We start from the raw sequence: 19,505 nt of genomic DNA on the forward strand, positions 1-19,505 counted from the left end.
TACGACCACAATTAAAGAGTTTCGATTATAGACGGTTCTTGAATATTTCATTGCCGTTAAAAGACAATTCATTTTAATGAACGCAGCTATTTTCAAATATCATATTCTATTTGTACTATTTCTTTTATTCGCAATAACGAAATTGAATGCGCAGGGGCGTACTTATCGAAACGTTGTTCAAGACGGTAGCACAATTGGGATTGATAGTACACATGTTGTAAAGGATTCGCTTTTAACGCCTAATGAGGAAGTTTTGGCATCCTTGAATCCAGCGTTACAGGATCAATATCGAATCGTAACAGTGGAAAGGGAGGGGTTAATGGTTCATAATATTTATAGCTTCGATGTGCAGCAATATTTTCAAGGAGAATTGCGAACTAGCAAGTTGGATAGACAATATGGGACACTTAAAGTTCACCGGGAAAATTGGATACTTTTCACAGTTCTTGCATTAATTTTTGGTGTTGGGATGATTCGGATATTTTTCCCTTCTGATATCAAATTGGTTTTTCAGGGGTATTGGGATGATCGGGTGTTGCTATCGGTGAGCAAAGAGGACACCATCTTGACGTCATGGCCCTTTATTTTTCTATTTATATTATTTTCAGGAGCATTGGGCTTATTTGTGAGTCTATTCTATGCCTATGAGTTAGATAGATTTGATTTTATCACGTTCTCCAATTATATGAAGACGGTGGGCATGGTTGGCGGCTTATTTTCGTTAAAAATCGGATTTATTCGATTTCTATCCTTTGTGTTTGAAATTAGGAAGTTGGTAAAGGAATATGTGACAGTGCTGTATCTGATTTATTTCAATACACTTTTTTTAATGCTTCCTGTACTATTAATATTGAGTCTTGTACCCTTAACATCGGTAGGTGTTGTACTGCACTTGGCCATTGTTGGAGCGGCATTACTTTTTTGTTATCGATTTCTTAAGACAGCGGCTCATATTATGTCGATGTATAAATTTTCAATTTCCTATTTAATTTTGTACCTTTGTTGCCTAGAAATAGCACCAATATTAATACTATTAAGATTATTGAGCTAAAAGTGGTTATATGCAAACTTCAGACGTAGAAAGAGCAAAGAAGGTAAAAAGTGTACTGGTAACTTTACCGAAACCTGAAAACGATAAGTCCCCTTATTATGATTTAGCAAAGAAATACGGGTTAAAATTAGATTTTCGAGGTTTTATACACGTAGAGGGAGTTCCTGCCAAAGATGTGCGTAGGGATAAAGTGAATTTAGCAGATTATTCTGCCGTAATATTTACAAGTAGAAATGCTGTAGATCATTATTTTAGAGTTTGCGAAGAGATGCGATTTGAAGTGTCTGCAGAGATGAAGTATTTCTGCATTTCGGAGACCATTGCGCTTTATCTTCAAAAGTATATTCAATATAGGAAACGAAAGATTTTCTTTGGTAAACAGACCGCGAAAGACCTTGAAGACGTGTTGAAAAAACACAAAAGTGAGAATTTCCTATTTCCATGTTCGGATGTAGCGAATGAGGAGACCAGGAACTGGTTACAGCAAAACGGCTATAAGTTTACACCAGCTGTGCTTTTTAGAACTGTTGTAAGCGATTTGACTGACCTAAAGGATGTTTTTTACGATGTTATCGTGTTCTTTAGTCCTTCCAGTGTACAGTCTTTATATGATAACTTCCCAGATTTTAAACAGAATAATACAAGGATTGCAGCGTTCGGCGCTTCTACTCAACAGGCACTTTTAGATCATGGATTGATTTTAGATATTCCTGCTCCAACGCCAAAAGCTCCTAGTATGACTATGGCTGTTGAAGAATACATCAAAAAGGTAAATAAATAATAGCCTAGCAAAAGGTAAATACGGAAAAGGGTTCTTAAGACCCTTTTTTTTGTTATCTGTAGAGAGCTTGGCAAGCTAAGGGCTTTTGGGGCATAAGATCGGTAAACACAAGCTTCCTTATGTTGGTCTATTGAGCTATGGACTGATGTTTAGCTGGATCGGAGGTGTTAAAATATAATAAAATGACGAAGGTCATTGAGATTTTAAGTATATTTCTATTAAATTGCTTGATATAATTCATTCTATGTAAAATAACGCATAGGTGGTATTTTTGAAATTTGGTAGAAATATTTTTTTATGTTTGTAATTAAGCAAAATTAATCAGTCGTGAAGTTAAAGCAAGTTGATAAAATTTCGGGCATTCGATCAGAGGACTTCCTAAAAAATTATCTGAAACCAGGTTTTCCTGTCATTATATCAGATTTTATAAGTGCAGAAAGTCCAGCGTGGAAGAAATGGAGTTATGATTACTTTAAAGAAATTGCAGGAGATATAAAAATAGATGTCTACGGAAAAGAGGAGGAATCGATGGACCGTGCTGCGAGCGCTCCTGTTGGCCATATGACATTTGCAGAATATTTGGACCTGATTACAAAAGAACCTACGGAGTTACGATTGTTTTTGTTCAATCTGCTTAAAATTCGTCCTGAACTGAAGCATGACGTTATTTATAACGATGTCACAGGTGGCAAGGTATTGCAATGGTTGCCATTTATGTTCTTTGGTGGTGAAGGTTCGAGTACCCGTAATCATTTCGATATTGATATGTCACATGTGTTTATCTCTCAATTTCAGGGGTTAAAGCGTATTTGGCTTTTCCCAAATGATCAATCTGATTTGATGTACAAATTGCCATACAATTTTCATAGTATTGCTAATCCAAAATACAGTAATGTAGAGGAATATCCTGGGATTAAGTATTTGGATGGCTACGAGGCAGTTATTCACCCTGGAGAGACTTTGTATATGCCCGCAGGATGGTGGCATTATATTCAATATGAAACTGAAGGGTATTCAATTTCCGTTAGGGCTTTAGCAAATTCAATCAGCGAGAAATTGAAGGGTGCGCGCAACTTGTTTATCACAAGACATTTTGATAATACGATGCGAAAGATCTTCAAAGGGCATTGGTTCAACTATAAAATCAATACAGCGAAACGTCGCGCTAATAATGCAATAAAAAGAAAAGCACGTTAATATAGAAAAGGGACACCAAATGTCCCCTTTCTATATTAACGTATTGATTACAAAAGTTTATTTTGACCTCTCCTGTCAAACCGTAGTTCCTTTTATTCTTCTGCTTCGGCCCATTTGCTTGCTTCTCGATAAAATAAGGTATAGGGATCGCTTGGATAAACTATTGTGTCCGGATTATGCCGAAATGGAACATCCGGATTAAAGATTTCTTGTAGGATATCGCGTAAGAATCTGATAAAATTCTCTTTTTGGAATGCGAGAAATTCATCGGTCAATATTCCCTCTTTACCACTGAATAAGGTTCCCTCTTCCCGCATTTTCCGCGCAACGTAGAGATGAGGTTCAAGTTGTTTTCTCCCTGTTTTCTGTTCAAATACATAGGCATAAAATAGCGTCTGCACCATGGCTTTATTTTCGGTGTTGGGAGCAAATACCTGATCGATTTCTTTGAATAGAATCGAATCTCCGCCCGTTTTGTAATCGACAATTCTACTGATAATACGGTCGTCGTGTGTTACTACCTCGTCTACACGGTCAATAATACCGTACAGTGAGACTTGATGTTGCTCTCCATTGATTTGAAGTGGGAATGGTAAGATATAATCGGTGTCGTTTTCAAGTTCAATAATCCGAAATGACTTATAGTTATTGATGTCATATTCGAGATACATTTTGACATACTCGGAGGCAATTTTCAGCATGATCCGCTGCAAGCTATTTAAGTCCTTTTCTTCTTTTAATTCAATCTGATATTGAATGCCTATTTCTCGGGTCACATATGCTTCGATACGGTCTATCTGCCCGCGTAGCATATGTGTTGATGTAAACTCCTGTTTCCCTTTGAAGGGTAAAAATATATCCTCCATGACATTATGGATGACTGTTCCGAGCTTATTCATTTCAAATTCCTGAGAGAGTGAAGGTGGCTCTTTAATGTTGGCAATATGTTTTAGGAAAAACTGTAATGGAGATTGGAGGTATGTCGTCAGTGCGGTCGCCGATATCTTTTTCTGGTTAACGATAAAGTCCTCGTACATTTTTTTCCATATTTCGCCCCGCTTTTGGATAACAATCTCTTGCGCTTTATCTGCAAATTGGATGGGCTGTTGTTGAACTTTTCGGTCAAACTGAAATTTGCTTTCAAATTCTAACTGTTTGATAAACCGGCTTTCTTCACCAGTGGAGCTTTCGTCAACTAAACCATTGTAGAAAATATGTATTCCCTTACTGTATTGAAAATGACGATAAAACAAATAGGCCGATAGGGCATTCTGATTTTCCAATATAGGAAGACCGTACGCGCTCCTCAGACTATTGGGTATAAAGGTCGGTGAATTGGATGTTTTGGGTAGAATACCCTCATTAGCTCCCAGGATATAGATGTTGTCAAAATTTAAACAGCGGCTTTCCAAGAGCCCCATGATTTGTATGCCTTCGAGTGGGTTCCCTTCTATGGCAGAATTTATGGGAGCAATGGCTTTTTTTATCAAACCGATCTGGAAGCTGATACTTAACGGGGCAACAGTTTCAAAGCCTAGTAAAAGCTGGTTCAGGATTTTTTTTGTTTCGATTAGGAGATTGTTGTCAATTTGGCGGATGCGCTCTTGAGATGAGATACTATGTAACAAATCATCGACGAGCAGGATGAGCGCTGGTACCAAATGAGCTGAATTTTCGATAGGTACAAAAAATTGTGGTAAGGAGCTTTTGAAATGAAGCTCTTCCAATGTGATCTCGAAGAGTTGTTTGTCGGCAATCTCTTTCTGAATCTGAAGTTTATCTGCCAAGGAAACCATACTCAGGGGATGATTTATGAAGGTCTCTATGATTTGATAGGGAAGTTTCCGTCTTTTAAACTGTGATATCTCCAAATGTACCTCCATCCATAGATCCAGTATGCCATAAATAGGAGACTGCGTCAAGGGGTAGCCCGTAGTGATATTAGGTTTTACATCTGGTAAACTTTGCAGTAAAGGGACAAGTAAATTTTCATCTGCTAGAAGAATAGCGGACGTCTCCTCCATATTCTTGTGCTGTTCGAGGATATCATGCAGTAATTTTGTTTGGCTGATCTTCCCGGTGCTAGCATATAGATTTACGGTTGAAGTTCTATTGCCAATAATATTCGGGCTATCGCCGAGGGCGTTGACCAAGCCTGTTTGGAAAATATTTCGACGAATAAATAGCCCGGCCTCCTGCATGGTGTCTTCCAGATAATAGGCATCGGCATCAAAGTAAAATAGGGCGCGGCCTTCCTCCTGCCATTGTCTGAATAATTTTGCTTCGACTTTGTTTAATGCATTGAAACCGACAAAAAGGATATGTTGGTAGGATGATGCAAATTGCTGATGCGTAGCCTTGCCTTCAGCTAAATCGCGGTAAATGGTTGGATAGTTGGTTTGTCCTTCTGCTTTAAGCTTTTCTTTAAATCGATTATACAATACAGGTAGTCTTTTCCAAAGTTGTAGAAAGCGCTCTTGTACGCCACTATGTCCAGCAATGGAAAAAGACTGCCAAAATTGACGTATAAATCCTTGCTGTTCTTGGGTTAGATGTTGAAAAACAATGTCGATTTTGGTGTTGTCATAAAGTTCTAGATAGATCTGCTCAATAGGCACAAGATCATAATCGAGCTGGCCGAAGTCACTCAGTATTATTTCGGCAATTGGGTAAAACTCTTCCAACGTTTCTGGTTGTTTTCCTTCAATCACCAATAACTCATTATGGATATTAAAAAGGTGGAAAAATTGTGCCAAAGGACTGGCTTCGGTATCATCGGTCGAACGTCTAAAAAATTCCTGAATCGTAAAAAACTGAGGAGACCAGATCGCCTGTCCATATACTTCAGAAAGATGTTTTTTGAGATAGGTAATCGGGCGTTTATTATTAAAGACGATGGCAATCTCACTCAGATCGTTTCCAAAACGTTTTTGAATATCTGTTGCTACTAATTTTAGAAAGGCTGTCTGCATCGTGCTATTATTTTACTTCAATTAATTGATTTGATTTTGCATAATAGAGAAAGGCCCTAACATTGTTGTAGCCTAGATTCTCTAGATTTTTTTTGTAGTTATCGACTTGATACTGATGTCCGATATAATCTGTCTGCGTAAACTTGAAATCGAGTACGATTGTTTCCTCTTTGGAAGTGAAGACTTTATCCGGCCGAATGGTTTCGCCCTTGGCGGTAATGATACTGGCCTCATTCCAGATCTTATAGTTTCCGGTAAGCCATTTATTAATGATGGGATGCTTCCAGATTTGATTGATCTCCTGCATGAGGAAGGGCTGCTCCTCCTTGGAAAGGATACCTTCCTGGATCAGTTGGCCAACCAGTTTATGGATGTCTTCTTCGTTTGAAATCTGAGCCATAATATCATGTGCCAATATGCCATACTGTGCCGCTTTTTCCAACATCAGAATATCATTGATACTGCGCGTACTCGCTTTTTCTAAAGCCATTTCCAGTTCTTTGGAAATGGGATAATGGCTTAACGAAATAATACGGTCATTTCGAAACTTCGCTTTTCTTTTTTGGATTATCTGATCAATATATAAGACTTTATTTTCGAGTTTAAACGGGGATTCTGGAGTCTCTAAGACTTGGAAGAGCACATCGCTGATGTATTCGTCTTTCTTATCATAGCCTGTAATCTCTCCTGTCTTTTTGTCGACGGATTCTTTAAAGCACGGAGCAGTAATATAAAGGTGTTCAACGGCGCGGGTTGTTGCCACATAGAACGTATTAAGGGCGTCCATGTAGTTGAATAGCATCTCTTCAAAATATTGTTTGAAAAATATAGATTTGCCGACGGTAGATGTGTATTTGATTGGAATTTTTCCCAATTGGGCAAATGGAGTTTCGGATGTTTCAATCCAAAAATCGCCGTTGATCATGCCGTCGAGATCCCATGAACAAAATGGAATCATGACCACGTCATAAGCCAGCCCTTTTGATTTGTGTATCGTCGTTACCTCAATCGCATTGATTTCTCCATTGGAAGGGAGTACAGCCCGGTTGCCATCTTCTTCCCAGAACTCTAAGAATTGTATAATGCCACGTTCGCCATTCGTGGAAAACGTTGAGATCATATCTTTGAATGCGAGCAGGTAAGGGAGGTGAATATTGTCCGTGGTTGTGAAACCGTAGATTTCGATAAGCTTTTCAATCAAGTGGACCAATGGCTGTTTCTGTGCCATTTCCCAAGAGTCAATTAAGGCTTGAGGTAGAAAATCTTTAAGCTCATGGATGTCATTTGTGGCAAATTTTAACCATGCATTCTGATCAACGGTCGTATTATTCTGTATATGCTGATAGAGATAGACTATCTTTGCTTTATGAATGGTATGTTTCTCCGAATTATAGACTAATGCTTTCAGCGTTTCGATCAGTAGTAAAACGGCATCATTGCTGGCTAGCGACAGCGCATCTCCTGATATGACTTCAAACGTGAGCTGTTGCTGTTTTTTGAAATCCATGAGTTTCTGGATAACCAACTTGGCTTGCGAATTACTACGCACTAAAATACCGATCTGTTGGGGTTGATAGCGTTCGTCGAGTAGCCATCCGCTTATTTTTTGGCATAAATTTACAAGTGATTCTTCGATAACCTGATTTCGTCTGTAGCGTCCATCAGCAACGGGAATGTAGGAGATCTCAATGGAACCTAATTGGTCAAGTTTTCCTTTTTTATGTTCAGGCACCTCCTGTTGGCTGTTTTCATACGCTTTGACAAGCATGCTATCATTGCCTGAGGAAGCCCACCACTGTTTGCCTTCTTCATCCAGGCTTTCGGATACTTTTTCATTTAATACCTGTTGCAAATGTTTTGGAATACTGTTAAATAGGTAATTGTTTAAATGAATAATATTTGGAAGACTTCTAAAATTGGTATCGAGACTTCCGTTTTCGATAAAGGTTGTTTTGCTATCGTTGTCCAAGTGAAAGGCATGGACAATTTGTTGTTCTACCTGTTGGAGTAAAATTCGCCAATCGCCATTCCGCCAGCGATAGATGCTTTGTTTAACATCACCTACAATCAGGTGTTCGCTGACAGTACCTTTGGCATCTGCCAATGCATTGATCAGTAGCGGACTATAGTTTTTCCATTGAATGCGCGAAGTATCCTGAAATTCGTCAAACAAAAAGTAGTTAAAGCGATTGCCGATTTTCTCCCAGATAAATGTTGGGTCGCTATTTTCATCAAGTCCGAGTTTGTTTAACAGAATCTGAGAATCGGAAATTAACTGGGCACCATTGTCGCGTCGCCACTGTGTCAGTAAATCGCTCATTTCTTTGAGTAAACGCAGGTAATAGAGGTTATTCTGTACGGCTTGATAGGCAATGTAAGCAGATAGGTTGTCGTGTAACTTTTGGAAGGACGCCCAGATAGGGCTGAACGCAGCCATAAGATCATGACGTATATTTTTGTCACTATCCGTAAAAGCATCTTCATTGTCGATTAACAGAAGGTATTTTTCTATTATCTTGGCAATTTCAGAAGCGCTGAGTTTTTCCGTCTTTTTACTGGTTTTGCTAGCTGAGATTATCTTATTGCGCGATTTACCCTTCAGGTCACTTTCAGTGAGGTTGAATTTTTTGAATGTCTCACTAAACGCTTCAATTGTCATGGATAGCGCTTCGGTAAATGCGCTTATCTTCTGTTCAATCTCCAGATTAAGGAGATTAAAAACCTCCTTGGGGTTTGCCGAGTTGATATAACTATCAAATTCCTGGAAATTTTCAGAAAAAATAAGGCTCGCCAAACTCATTAATTGCTGACGGTAGTTCCAATTTTCATTTTTTGCTATCTTCTTTTCAGCATAAGTTATAATCCAATCGAGTAGATCGGGGCGCTCATCCAGTAATTGATTGAGCATAACTGTCAGCTCATTTTTCACTTTATTGACATTCATTTCAATCTTGTAAGCCGCATCAAGATTAAGTTCATATGTAAACGCGCGGATGACCTTTTGGGAGAAACCATCAATTGTACTTATCGTAAAATGACTATAATCATGTAAGATACGGCGATAAACACGGTGAGCTTTCTCCTGCACAAGATGTGAAGTCCAACCTGGCTGTTGTGCCAGTAATAACTTTCTGAAATCTTCAATTTTAGGGCTAGGATGGCCTGTTGCCAGGCCATGGAGTACCGATAGGATACGTTCCTTCATTTCGGCAGTTGCCTTATTGGTGAATGTCACCGCCAAAATTTCCTTGTAGCTATTCTCGTTGGATAGGAGAAGGGTGAGATAATGTAAAGTCAAGCTAAAGGTTTTCCCCGAACCGGCTGAAGCTTTTAGTATTTTTAATGGCGCAACGGATTTCATAGAATGAAGGTAGAAAGTAAAAAGTGAATTGGCAAAAATGGGGAAGATTATTTTAATTGAGAAAGCAGACTTAATTTGATTCTTATTTATTAACCAAATTGTTGTTTTATGATATATACTGGTGTCGTAATATGAGTAGGTGTTGCCTTCGGGCGAAGCCAACAGCTGTACACATTACTTTAGGTGTTGACGGCAGAGCTGGTGCAATGAGATCTGTTCTAAAAGGGGTGTTCAAGGTGTTAAGGATGTCATTTTCAGCGAAGTTTATAAAATTATGTTTATGAATAGAAAAAAATAACTATCTTTGCATCCCCTCTAGTATGAAGCTCGGGGGATATGTTGAATACATAAAATAAATTAAAAAATGGCAACTAAAATCAGATTGCAAAGACACGGTAAAAAAGGACGTCCTTTTTACCACGTAGTCGTAGCGGATTCTCGCGCTCCACGTGACGGTAAATTCATTGAACGTATTGGTTCTTACAACCCAAACACTAATCCAGCAACGATCGTTTTGGATTTTGAAAAAGCTTTGGACTGGATGAACAAAGGTGCTCAACCGACTGACACAGCTCGCGCTATCCTTTCTTACAAAGGTGTTCTTTACAAAAAACACTTGCAAGGTGGTGTGAAAAAAGGTGCTTTTGATGAAGCTGCTGCTGAAGCTAAATTTGCAGCCTGGACTGAAGCTAATGATGCAAGAATCTCTGGTAAAAAAGATGGTTTAGCACAAACTAAAGCTGATGCTAGAAATGCTGCTTTAGCTGCTGAAGCTAAGAAAAAAGAAGAAAAAGCTGCTGCTGTAGCTGCTAAAAATGCTCCTGTAGCGGAAGAAACTCCTGCTGAAGAGACTGAAGCTCCTGCATCAGAAGAAACTGAAGGTTAATTCTTTCATAAAGTATTCGAGAAAGCCGACTCAACCTTGAGCCGGCTTTTTTTGAAACAGCCTATAGGCTATAGTTTGCCATTATCATGTCTTACATCTAATTGCTAAATACGAAAATATGACTATTGATCAAAGCTTTTACATCGGTTATATCAGCAAAACAAGAGGGCTTAAAGGAGAAGTACAGCTATTTTTTGAATTCGAAGAATACGAGAGTTTGGATATGGATGTCGTCTTCGTGGAAGTGAACAAAAAGCTTGTTCCTTATTTTGTTGACGCCATCAAATTTCAAAAGAACAGTACCGCTTATGTGACATTCGAGGATGTGGATCATATTGATAAGGCTCAAATACTTGTACGTAAAAAGCTATATCTTTCCAATGATAAAATGCCGGAGCGTGATCCAGATGATTTTAGATATACGGATTTAATCGGTTTTTTAGTAATTGATGAAAACCATGGTGAACTGGGGAGAATAACAGATGTTCAGGAGTTTCCACAACAATTTGTTGCTACCGTAGATATGGATGGCAAGGAGCTGATGTTCCCACTTTCGGACGATTTGATCTTAGGTATTGATGGCGAAGAGGAGATTATTGAAGTTGAATTGCCAGAAGGCTTAGTGGATCTGTATAAAGAATAAGTATATCCTTAGGCTTATATAAATGAATAGCCTTTCATAGACTATCGCAGTAATTTATTATATTGGCATATATTATTTTGCCATAATTATTAATTGATTTTGAAATCGTTATTACTCCTGCTATTCCTATTTTCACTGTCTTCTTGTGCTTTCTTTGGAAAGAAAAAGGAGTTTCCTGAAGGTAATTATCAGATGATATTGGGCTATTCGAATGAGCAATATCATAAACTTAAGAGAGAATCTCCCCAGAATGTGGAGGCAAATACCTATGGGAATGATCCTACTTTATATCGGTCCTTTCTCTCACTCCATAATAAAGACCGCTTTGTCTTGGCGCTCGACGATATATTACTCTTCGGAAAGTATAGATTCAATGGTGACAGATTAGAGTTGACCGACGAGAAAAAAGGTAGCATCGCATTGGATATTGTTAAGGTAAAAAAAGATTTTATTCAGCTAAGAGGTGATTTTTCACAGTTTAACTCAGCGCGTTTACCTACTACCGAAAGACTTTATCTTAACTTTGCCTTAGATAAAACCCCTATACGCGAGACGCCAAGCAAATTTGACAGTCAAGTGAATTTGTGGCGGAATGCTCCCGTAAGAGCAGAAAGTGAAAAGGAGGTCAAGGCGAGGGCATTGAATTTTGTTGATTATTCCATCGCTTACTTTCAACATATATCAAGTTCTGGTACACATCACGATTATCGAATGGATGGTGTTGAATCGCCAATTATTTATGCTGAGAACGGTATTGTGCTCAAGGCGTGGACAGATGTGCCGGAATCTTGGAAAGAGTTGTTTTACAATGAACAAGATGCATTGATCGCCTATCGCTATTTATTTGATGGCTTTAAATATGCATCGAAAGAGGAATACCACGTAACAGGACTTTTATTAATCACATTTTATCTCAAAAATCTACGGAATTCCCTGGCAGCGCATCTTTAGCCAATGATTCTCGATCCTTACTTTCGCCTGTTTTTTTAACATTTTTTGGTGGTGCATACATTTCTTTTGTTGCGTGTAAGCAGAGCCCAAAGGTCTTATTGCCCTATTTTCGGTGCCATTTTAGTCTTTTCGAAAAAATATTTTTGTCTTTTGATTTTTTAAAACGATATTAGCAACGCTTATAGAGAAAGGCCGAGGGAATAGACCCGTTGAAGCCTTAGCAACCTGTATTGTTCAAGGTGCTAAATTCTACCCTACTCCATGTGGGACAGATAAGTTACATGAAGATAAACGATTCCTCGACGTGTGCGTTTCGATATAAGCCAACCAAACTAAAAAACAGTTTTTTAATGAAGATTATCGATCATATCCAGAATGCCAAAGGAAAAACATTGTTTTCTTTTGAGCTATTGCCACCGGCGAAAGGGCAGGGCATCCAAAGTATTTTTAAAACCATGGATGAACTGATGGAGTTTAAACCTCCTTTTATCGACGTAACTTACCACCGGGAAGATTATATCTATAAAGAGCATGCAAGTGGATTACTGGAACGCGTTTCCTATCGCAAACGTCCTGGGACAGTGGCGATATGTGCAGCAATCATGAATAAATATAAAGTTGATGCAGTACCCCATTTGATATGTGGTGGTTTTACTAAGGAGGAAACCGAAAATGCACTGATCGATTTGAACTTCCTGGGTATAGATAATGTCTTAGTATTGCGCGGAGATGCACGTAAGGGCGATGCTGATTTTATTCCAACGGATGGTGGACATGCTTTTGCAACAGACCTATTGGAACAGGTTGCTGATATGAATAAAGGAAAGTATCTGCATGAGGATATTGTCACATCGGAAAAGACTGATTTTTGCATCGGTGTAGCGGGGTATCCCGAAAAACACTTTGAATCGCCAAATTTTAATACTGACTTTAAATATCTGAAACAAAAAGTCGATATGGGGGCGGAATTTATTGTAACTCAAATGTTCTTTAATGTCGAAAAATATAAGGAATTTGTTACTAAATGTAGAGATAATGGAATACATGTGCCTATTATTCCAGGATTAAAGCCACTGACAACTAAAAAGCAGCTCGTGACCTTACCACGAATATTTCATCTCGATATTCCAGAAGAACTGAGCGATGCTGTTTCGGAATGTAAAACGAATGCCGACGTCAGACAAGTCGGAGAAGAGTGGTTGGTACAACAATGTCAGGAGCTGATCAAGTTTGGCGCTCCGGTTTTACATTTCTATACGATGAGTAATCCGGGTCCAACAAAGAAAATTGTAGAAAAACTAGCCTAACTCATAAAAATACCCGGGAAAGGGAGCTGATAAGCTCCCTTTTTCATTGTTAAGATATCCTATAATTGACCTTATAGCCAAGTCGTCGTGTTGGTAACGGAGTCATTTGTGTTCGTGCAAGTGTCAGTGTGTTTATTGTCAGGTACTTGTGTTAAATAGTGTTAATTAACATAATGGAATCAGGATAACTTTTTAACTTAAAGTCCTAAAAAGGATTTTAATAGAAGACCAATTGACCTTATGACGTACAATAGAATAAATTCTCTACTGGGTTTTGCTTGCGGACTCATTGCCACATGTGTATACATTGCTACCGTGGAAAAGACGGTAAGCTGGTGGGATTGTGGTGAATTCATTGCCTGTGCTTACAAGCTGGAAGTAGCACACCAACCTGGGGCACCATTGTTTCTTCTGATTCAGAATGTATTTTCAAACTTGGCTTTGGGTAATGCAGGTAAAATCGCCTATTGGATGAATATCGGATCGGCAATTTGCAGCGGGCTTACGGTTACATTTTTATTTTGGACGATAACAGCAATTGCCAAGAAGATACTCCGCGAAGACAAATACGCACCTTTATCCAACTGCTTGCAGATCTTCGGCGCAGGAATTGTTGGTGCAATGGCATTTAGTTTCAGCGATTCATTTTGGTATTCGGCCGTAGAATCCGAAGTTTATGCGATGTCGTCCTTGTGTACAGCAGTTGTGTTTTGGGGGATATTAAAATGGGAAGCTCGTGCTGATGAAGAAGGTAGTGATCGTTGGCTGGTATTTATCGGTTTTGTTATGGGGCTTTCTATTGGAGTCCATTTATTGAATCTTTTGGCTATCCCAGCGATAGCGATGGTGGTCTATTTCAGAAAAGCAACTCAGGTGAGTGCGAAAGGTACCTTAAAAGCGTTTGTAGTAGGCGTACTGATCCTTGGAGCCGTTTTGTGGGGTATTATTCAATGGTTGGTTGGCCTGGCTGCTAAAGTTGACCTTGTATTTGTAAACTCACTTGGAATGGGATTTGGTTCCGGAATTTTCTTCTCGTGCTCATTGCTGGTAGGATTGATAGTTTACGGTTTGTATTATTCGTATACAAAGCGCAAATACACGCTCAACACCGCTTTGTTAGTTTTTTGTTTTGTTTTATTTGGATACAGTTCCTACACCATGGTCATGATCCGGGGAAAAGCAAATCCATCCTTGAATAATAATGCGCCAGATAATGTATTTTCTTTTTTAGGCTATTTGAGCCGGGAACAATATGTCCGGGAGCCATTGCTCAAAGGTCCGTATTATGATTCGCAAGTGGTTGGTGTAAAGAGTAAGACAGGCTATCGGAAAGATCAATCGGCGTATGTACCCTTTACACAGATAGACAAATATCAATTTGATAAGGAAACCTTTTTCCCGCGTATTTACAGCCAAGATGGAAACCATCAAGCCTATTATAGAAGTTACTTCAATTTGAAAGAGGGAGAGCAACCACAATTCTCCGATAATTTTAAATTCTTTTTCAATTTTCAGCTTGGCGATATGTATACGCGCTATTTCTTATGGAATTTTGTCGGTAGACAGAATGATCGACAAGGGTATGGGACCTATAGCGATGGCAACTGGCTGTCGGGGGTCAAAGCATTCGATAACTGGCGACTAGGTGCGCAAGATAAACTACCGCAATCGCAGGCACATGATCCGAGCCGAAATACCTATTTCTTTCTGCCGCTGCTTTTGGGAATAGCTGGTGCGGTATGGTTGTATCGAAACAACAAGCCTTATACTTTGGTCGTAACCTTGCTGTTTGTATTTACCGGAATAGCGATTGTTGTTTACCTAAATCAAACGCCCATGCAACCTCGGGAGCGGGATTATGCTTATGTGGGCTCTTTCTACGCCTTTGCAATCTGGATTGGATTGGGGCTGATCGCATTGGTTCGTTTTTTCAAACGTTTTGTACGAACACGTTATGCTTTGGCGACAGGTTTATCCTTTGCGTTGCTGGGCGGCCCCATTATTTTGGTTCATCAAAACTGGGACGATCATGATCGATCGGAGAAATCGATGGCAAGGGACTTGGCGCGTAATTATCTTGAGGCCTGTGCTCCAAATGCAATCCTATTTACGTATGGCGATCATGATACATTTCCGGTGTGGTACTTACAAGAAGTAGAAGGTGTGCGTCCCGATGTACGGGTGGTCGTCTTAAGTTATCTTACCGGTGATTGGTATATGCAACAGGCCAGGCAGCCGACTTATCGAGCAGCAGGCCTCCCCGTGACGATTCCGGCAGAAAAGACAAAAAAAGGTGTCCGTGATTATATCCCCTTTGTGGATAGGCAACTCGACAAAGCTGTTGATGCAGGTCAGTTATTACAATTTGTGACGTCAGATGATCCCGATTATAAAGTTCAGTTGAATTCCGGTGAGATGGAAAATTATTTCCCCTCAAGAAAAGTCAAACTGGACGTTAATAAAGCGGAGGTCGTCAAGAAAAATGCAGTTCCATCTTATTTGCAGGAAGCTATTGTATCAACCATGGAATGGGAGATACCAAATGACCATCTAACAAGGGCAGATTTAACAATCTTATCGGTACTTGAAAATAACAAATGGAACAGGCCCGTCTATTTTTCAAATATGTTGCCAAGTGATCTTAAATTAGGATTAGATAAATATCTTGTTAATGAAGGTTTCACGTCTAGACTGATGCCGGTCGCAGCTACAGGTGCGTCAACAGAAAAGCAAATTGAGCAAGCCGGACTAGTGAACATTGAAGCTTTATATCATAACATTATGCATACGTATAATTGGGGCAATATAAAAAATGCTCGATATGTTGATACGGATTCATTCCGCTTTTCAAGCATGTATGCAAGAGATATTTTTGGAAAAGCAGCGCGTCTGTTATTGGCTAATGGCCAAATAAAACAAGCAGGAGAAGTTGCTAAAAAAGCATATGATCAATTACCTGCGCGCGTGTATGCTATGTCAGATGCAGTCAACTATGCTGATATTATTGATAGTCTATATCGTTCTGGACAACCTCAGCTCGCCAATAATATGATGGATCGAAATCTAAATTATGTAGCTGAAAATATGGAATATTTGCATCAGCTCGTAGTGGATAAGAAAAATTTAAGCTTCGAATGGAATGATATTCAGGTTGGATTGGACTCGGTAGACCGCTACCGTAAAATTTTATCGGATGCGAAAGAGGATAAACGATTAGCGCGTGTTGAGGGCTTAAGGCGTCAATATCAAAACTGGTATGGTCTAGAGTAATGTTTGTAACAAACGAAGCCAAGGTATTGGGTTTGCCTAAATGGTAACTGGATGAATATGCTTAAGCTAAGGAACCAGATGAGGCCGTTTTCATATACTGAAAGCGGCCTCGATACATATAGGATAGGGAAATGAGCCAAATGATTAGAATTTCATGCCGACTCCAAAGCCAAGGAGAAAAGGGTTGATATCAACTTTTGCCGGTATGGATAAGTTGGGAGCCAAGTTGGATGCATCCACATTAACATCTGTCTTTAAAAGAATATATTTAGCATCTAAATTCACAAAATATTTGTCTGATAGCTTAAAGTCAATCCCGAGTTGGGTAGCGAAGCCAAAAGCATTGTCGTATTTCACATTCTTTACAGTTGATCCAGCGTTAGCACTATAGAATATCGTGTAATTTATCCCTGCGCCCACATAGGGTTTTATAGCTCCATCGGGGAAGAAGTGATATTGAGCTGTAAGCGTAGGAGGAAGAAGCCAAACACTGCCTAGATCGACATTGCTGGATGAACTTCCACCAATCGCAGTTAAATCTGAGCCTGTTGTATGCACATTATGTTTTGTCGTTCCAAGAATCAATTCCGCCGCAATGTTTTTTGTGAAAAAATAGGTGAAGTCCAGTTCAGGAATAAACTTTGTGTTGATGTCCACGTCTCCGCCTATCGTATTAATAGTAGCCGATTCGTTTGGCATGACTGCCACTCCTCTGAGTCTCATTTGCCAACGTTGATTAGGGATTGTTTGTGCTTGTAAACTTAGTGCTCCTAAAGTGAGTGTCAATGCGATTAAAAATAACTTTTTCATATCATTAAGGGTATTTATTTGACGTAAAACTATTGCTAAAATCAAGGCAAAAGAGTGACCATAATCAAGTTGAAAAATGAATGATATAATGCTTTGAGTAGTGTACATGACGTACCTTTATAAATTAGTGTCAAAAAAAAGCACATCTGTATCTGTTTTTAACTCTGGGGGGTATTTTGTTTGTCAGTCTTGAGTAAAGCCTGAATTTTCGAAGGCTATATTGCAGGTTGGAGAAAAGCAAAAATTTAGTATGATCTCAGGTTTGATAGCGTTGCCTAAATTTATCAGAAATGCTGTGAAGAGGATGGCTGTGTTTATAAATGCTTTTTGGGGAAGTAAAATGTCAAAGCTGGCTGCAGATTTAGTAAAAGGACATACCATAAACTAAAAGAGGTCGGAAGTGATTCCGACCTCTTTTAGTTAAGAATAAATCTTTTATGCATTTTTCTTCACCTCTTTGCCCCAGGAATCTTTCAGTGTAACCGTACGGTTAAAGACTAATTGGGAAGGGGTAGAATGCGTATCTAATGTAAAATACCCCAGTCGTATAAATTGATAACCTTTTCCCGGAGTTGCATGTGTTAGATCCGGTTCAATATAAGCGCGTTCAATAATATGCAAGCTTTCAGGGTTAATCGATGCTTTGAAATCTTCTGCAGCAGCAGGGTTTTCATCATTGAATAATCTGTCGTACAATCTCACTTCGGCTTCTTTCGCATGCGGCACGGAGATCCAATGAATTGTTCCTTTCACTTTCAACCCAGAAGTATCTTCTCCTGATTTAGAATTTGGAACATAAGTACAATGCACTTCTGTTACTTTTCCATTTTCATCTTTCACAAAATCGTGACAGGTTACGATATATGCGTGTTTTAAACGCACAGAAAGTCCTGGACCTAAACGGAAGAATTTTTTTGGAGCGTCTTCCATAAAATCATCGCGTTCTATCCAAAGTTCTTTTGAAAAGGGAATGGACCGCGCGCCTTCACCACCCTCAACTTCTGGATTGTTTTCACCGATAAGTTCTTCTACCTGGCCATCAGGATAGTTAGTGATGACTAATTTAATTGGATCTAATACAGCCATTCTGCGCCATGCTGTTTTGTTGAGATCCTCTCGAATACAGAATTCCAGAAGACTGACATCGATCATATTTTCACGCTTTTGAACACCGATTTTCTCACAGAAGTTACGGATACTCGCAGGTGTATAGCCTCTTCTTCGCAATCCTGAGATCGTAGGCATACGTGGATCGTCCCAGCTTTCAACAAATTTGTCATTAACTAATTGCAGCAATTTGCGTTTACTCATGACGGTATAGGTCATATTCAAACGGGCAAATTCGTATTGCTTAGAAGGGAAAATCTCCAATTTTTCAATACACCAATCATAAAGTGGGCGGTGTGGGATAAATTCCAATGTACAGATCGAATGTGTAATTTTCTCGATAGAATCGGATTGTCCATGTGCAAAGTCATACATGGGATAGATACACCATTGATCGCCAGTTCTATGGTGATGAGCGTGTTTGATGCGGTACAACAAAGGGTCGCGCATATGCATATTCGGGCTAGCTAAATCTATCTTTGCCCGGAGTACTTTTTCGCCGTCTTTGTATTTACCGGCACGCATTTCTGCAAATAAAGCAAGATTCTCTTCAACAGACCTGCCGCGGTAAGGCGTCGGAACTCCCGGTTCTGTAGGGGTACCTTTCGCGGCAGCGATTTCTTCAGCTGTGCTATCGTCAACGTATGCTAGACCTTTTTTTATTAGCTCAACGGCATAACTGTATAATGTCTCAAAATAATCTGAAGTATATAATTCCTCTGCCCACTGGAATCCAAGCCATTGAATATCTTTCTTGATGCTTTCAACATACTCAGTATCCTCAGTGACAGGGTTAGTGTCATCAAAACGTAGATTAGTCTTGCCATTATACTGCTGTGCTAATCCAAAGTTCAAGCAGATGGATTTGGCGTGACCAATGTGGAGGTAACCATTTGGCTCAGGAGGGAAACGTGTCAATACACGTCCGCCATGCTTTCCTGTACGAAGATCCTCTTCGACAATTTCCTCGATAAAATTTAATGATTTTTCTTCACTCATAGTGCAAAGTTAATTATTCGCGACGAGATATTTGCTAGGAGATCGTAGATATTCGGCTCAGGATAAGCGGTGGAATGTGCGTGTTATATGGCTTAGTATGTGCATAGTTAATAACCTTTTGATCTGGCAAAAAAAAGGGGCAATATTATGCGAGGGCACTGAAAAAGTCC

The 19,505-nt window shown here is 39.3% G+C and carries 12 protein-coding genes and 1 riboswitch; of the genes, 8 read left to right on the top strand and 4 right to left on the bottom strand.

The genetic code is table 11. From position 1 onward, the window contains the following. Positions 1 to 76 precede the first annotated feature (76 nt). The 3 genes from B3E00_RS08705 to B3E00_RS08715 all read left to right on the top strand — a co-directional run bounded on the left by B3E00_RS08705 (position 77) and on the right by B3E00_RS08715 (position 3,029). A complete protein-coding gene (locus B3E00_RS08705) occupies positions 77 to 1,051 on the top strand; it encodes a DUF4271 domain-containing protein (RefSeq protein ID WP_209578541.1) in 975 nt (324 codons plus the stop codon). Positions 1,052 to 1,061: 10 nt separating this feature from the next. Next, positions 1,062 to 1,832, top strand: coding sequence for a uroporphyrinogen-III synthase (locus B3E00_RS08710; RefSeq protein WP_209578542.1), 771 nt, complete (start codon positions 1,062 to 1,064; stop codon positions 1,830 to 1,832). A gap of 327 nt (positions 1,833 to 2,159) precedes the next feature. Continuing rightward, positions 2,160 to 3,029 (top strand): cupin-like domain-containing protein, encoded by an 870-nt coding sequence (locus B3E00_RS08715; RefSeq protein WP_209578543.1) that lies wholly within the window; start codon positions 2,160 to 2,162, stop codon positions 3,027 to 3,029. A 92-nt stretch (positions 3,030 to 3,121) separates the two neighbouring features. On the opposite strand, the gene B3E00_RS08720 is transcribed toward B3E00_RS08715, so the two are convergent. Both B3E00_RS08720 and B3E00_RS08725 read right to left on the bottom strand, forming a co-directional pair. Next, positions 3,122 to 6,001, bottom strand: coding sequence for a PD-(D/E)XK nuclease family protein (locus B3E00_RS08720; protein WP_209578544.1), 2,880 nt, complete (start codon positions 5,999 to 6,001; stop codon positions 3,122 to 3,124). A gap of 7 nt (positions 6,002 to 6,008) precedes the next feature. Continuing rightward, positions 6,009 to 9,362 (bottom strand): UvrD-helicase domain-containing protein, encoded by a 3,354-nt coding sequence (locus B3E00_RS08725; protein WP_209578545.1) that lies wholly within the window; start codon positions 9,360 to 9,362, stop codon positions 6,009 to 6,011. Between the two features lie 364 nt (positions 9,363 to 9,726). Between B3E00_RS08725 and B3E00_RS08730 the strand changes: the two genes are divergently transcribed. The 5 genes from B3E00_RS08730 (at position 9,727) to B3E00_RS08750 (ending at position 16,419) form a co-directional block, all read left to right on the top strand. Beyond that, positions 9,727 to 10,248 carry a 30S ribosomal protein S16 gene (locus B3E00_RS08730; RefSeq protein ID WP_209578546.1) on the top strand — a complete coding sequence of 174 codons (522 nt, stop codon included), beginning with the start codon at positions 9,727 to 9,729 and terminating at the stop codon, positions 10,246 to 10,248. Between the two features lie 118 nt (positions 10,249 to 10,366). Further along, on the top strand, positions 10,367 to 10,891 hold the full coding sequence (gene rimM / locus B3E00_RS08735) for a ribosome maturation factor RimM (RefSeq protein WP_293884091.1): 525 nt from the start codon (positions 10,367 to 10,369) through the stop codon (positions 10,889 to 10,891). 99 nt (positions 10,892 to 10,990) lie between these two features. Next, positions 10,991 to 11,842 (top strand): hypothetical protein, encoded by an 852-nt coding sequence (locus B3E00_RS08740; protein ID WP_293938089.1) that lies wholly within the window; start codon positions 10,991 to 10,993, stop codon positions 11,840 to 11,842. Positions 11,843 to 12,018: 176 nt separating this feature from the next. Next, positions 12,019 to 12,121: riboswitch (SAM riboswitch) on the top strand. Between the two features lie 71 nt (positions 12,122 to 12,192). Beyond that, positions 12,193 to 13,149, top strand: a complete 957-nt coding sequence (gene metF / locus B3E00_RS08745) for a methylenetetrahydrofolate reductase [NAD(P)H] (protein ID WP_209578549.1) — start codon at positions 12,193 to 12,195, stop codon at positions 13,147 to 13,149. 315 nt (positions 13,150 to 13,464) lie between these two features. Then, a complete protein-coding gene (locus B3E00_RS08750) occupies positions 13,465 to 16,419 on the top strand; it encodes a DUF2723 domain-containing protein (protein WP_293938091.1) in 2,955 nt (984 codons plus the stop codon). Positions 16,420 to 16,563: 144 nt separating this feature from the next. On the opposite strand, the gene B3E00_RS08755 is transcribed toward B3E00_RS08750, so the two are convergent. Continuing rightward, positions 16,564 to 17,229 carry an OmpW/AlkL family protein gene (locus B3E00_RS08755; RefSeq protein ID WP_209578551.1) on the bottom strand — a complete coding sequence of 222 codons (666 nt, stop codon included), beginning with the start codon at positions 17,227 to 17,229 and terminating at the stop codon, positions 16,564 to 16,566. Between the two features lie 435 nt (positions 17,230 to 17,664). Continuing rightward, complete coding sequence (locus B3E00_RS08760; protein WP_293938093.1) at positions 17,665 to 19,335, bottom strand: glutamine--tRNA ligase/YqeY domain fusion protein; 1,671 nt, start codon at positions 19,333 to 19,335, stop codon at positions 17,665 to 17,667. Positions 19,336 to 19,505 lie beyond the last annotated feature (170 nt).

The organism is Sphingobacterium sp. UBA5996, assembly GCF_002429765.1.
GTDB lineage: Bacteria > Bacteroidota > Bacteroidia > Sphingobacteriales > Sphingobacteriaceae > Sphingobacterium.

Bases quoted from the DNA above. Each gene is read 5' to 3' on its own strand.
- B3E00_RS08760 (WP_293938093.1), bottom strand. From the start codon at position 19,335: ATGAGTGAAGAAAAATCATTAAATTTTATCGAGGAAATTGTCGAAGAG.
- B3E00_RS08720 (WP_209578544.1), bottom strand. From the start codon at position 6,001: ATGCAGACAGCCTTTCTAAAATTAGTAGCAACAGATATTCAAAAACGT.
- B3E00_RS08710 (WP_209578542.1), top strand. From the start codon at position 1,062: ATGCAAACTTCAGACGTAGAAAGAGCAAAGAAGGTAAAAAGTGTACTG.
- B3E00_RS08725 (WP_209578545.1), bottom strand. From the start codon at position 9,362: ATGAAATCCGTTGCGCCATTAAAAATACTAAAAGCTTCAGCCGGTTCG.
- metF (WP_209578549.1), top strand. From the start codon at position 12,193: ATGAAGATTATCGATCATATCCAGAATGCCAAAGGAAAAACATTGTTT.
- B3E00_RS08755 (WP_209578551.1), bottom strand. From the start codon at position 17,229: ATGAAAAAGTTATTTTTAATCGCATTGACACTCACTTTAGGAGCACTA.
- B3E00_RS08705 (WP_209578541.1), top strand. From the start codon at position 77: ATGAACGCAGCTATTTTCAAATATCATATTCTATTTGTACTATTTCTT.
- rimM (WP_293884091.1), top strand. From the start codon at position 10,367: ATGACTATTGATCAAAGCTTTTACATCGGTTATATCAGCAAAACAAGA.
- B3E00_RS08730 (WP_209578546.1), top strand. From the start codon at position 9,727: ATGGCAACTAAAATCAGATTGCAAAGACACGGTAAAAAAGGACGTCCT.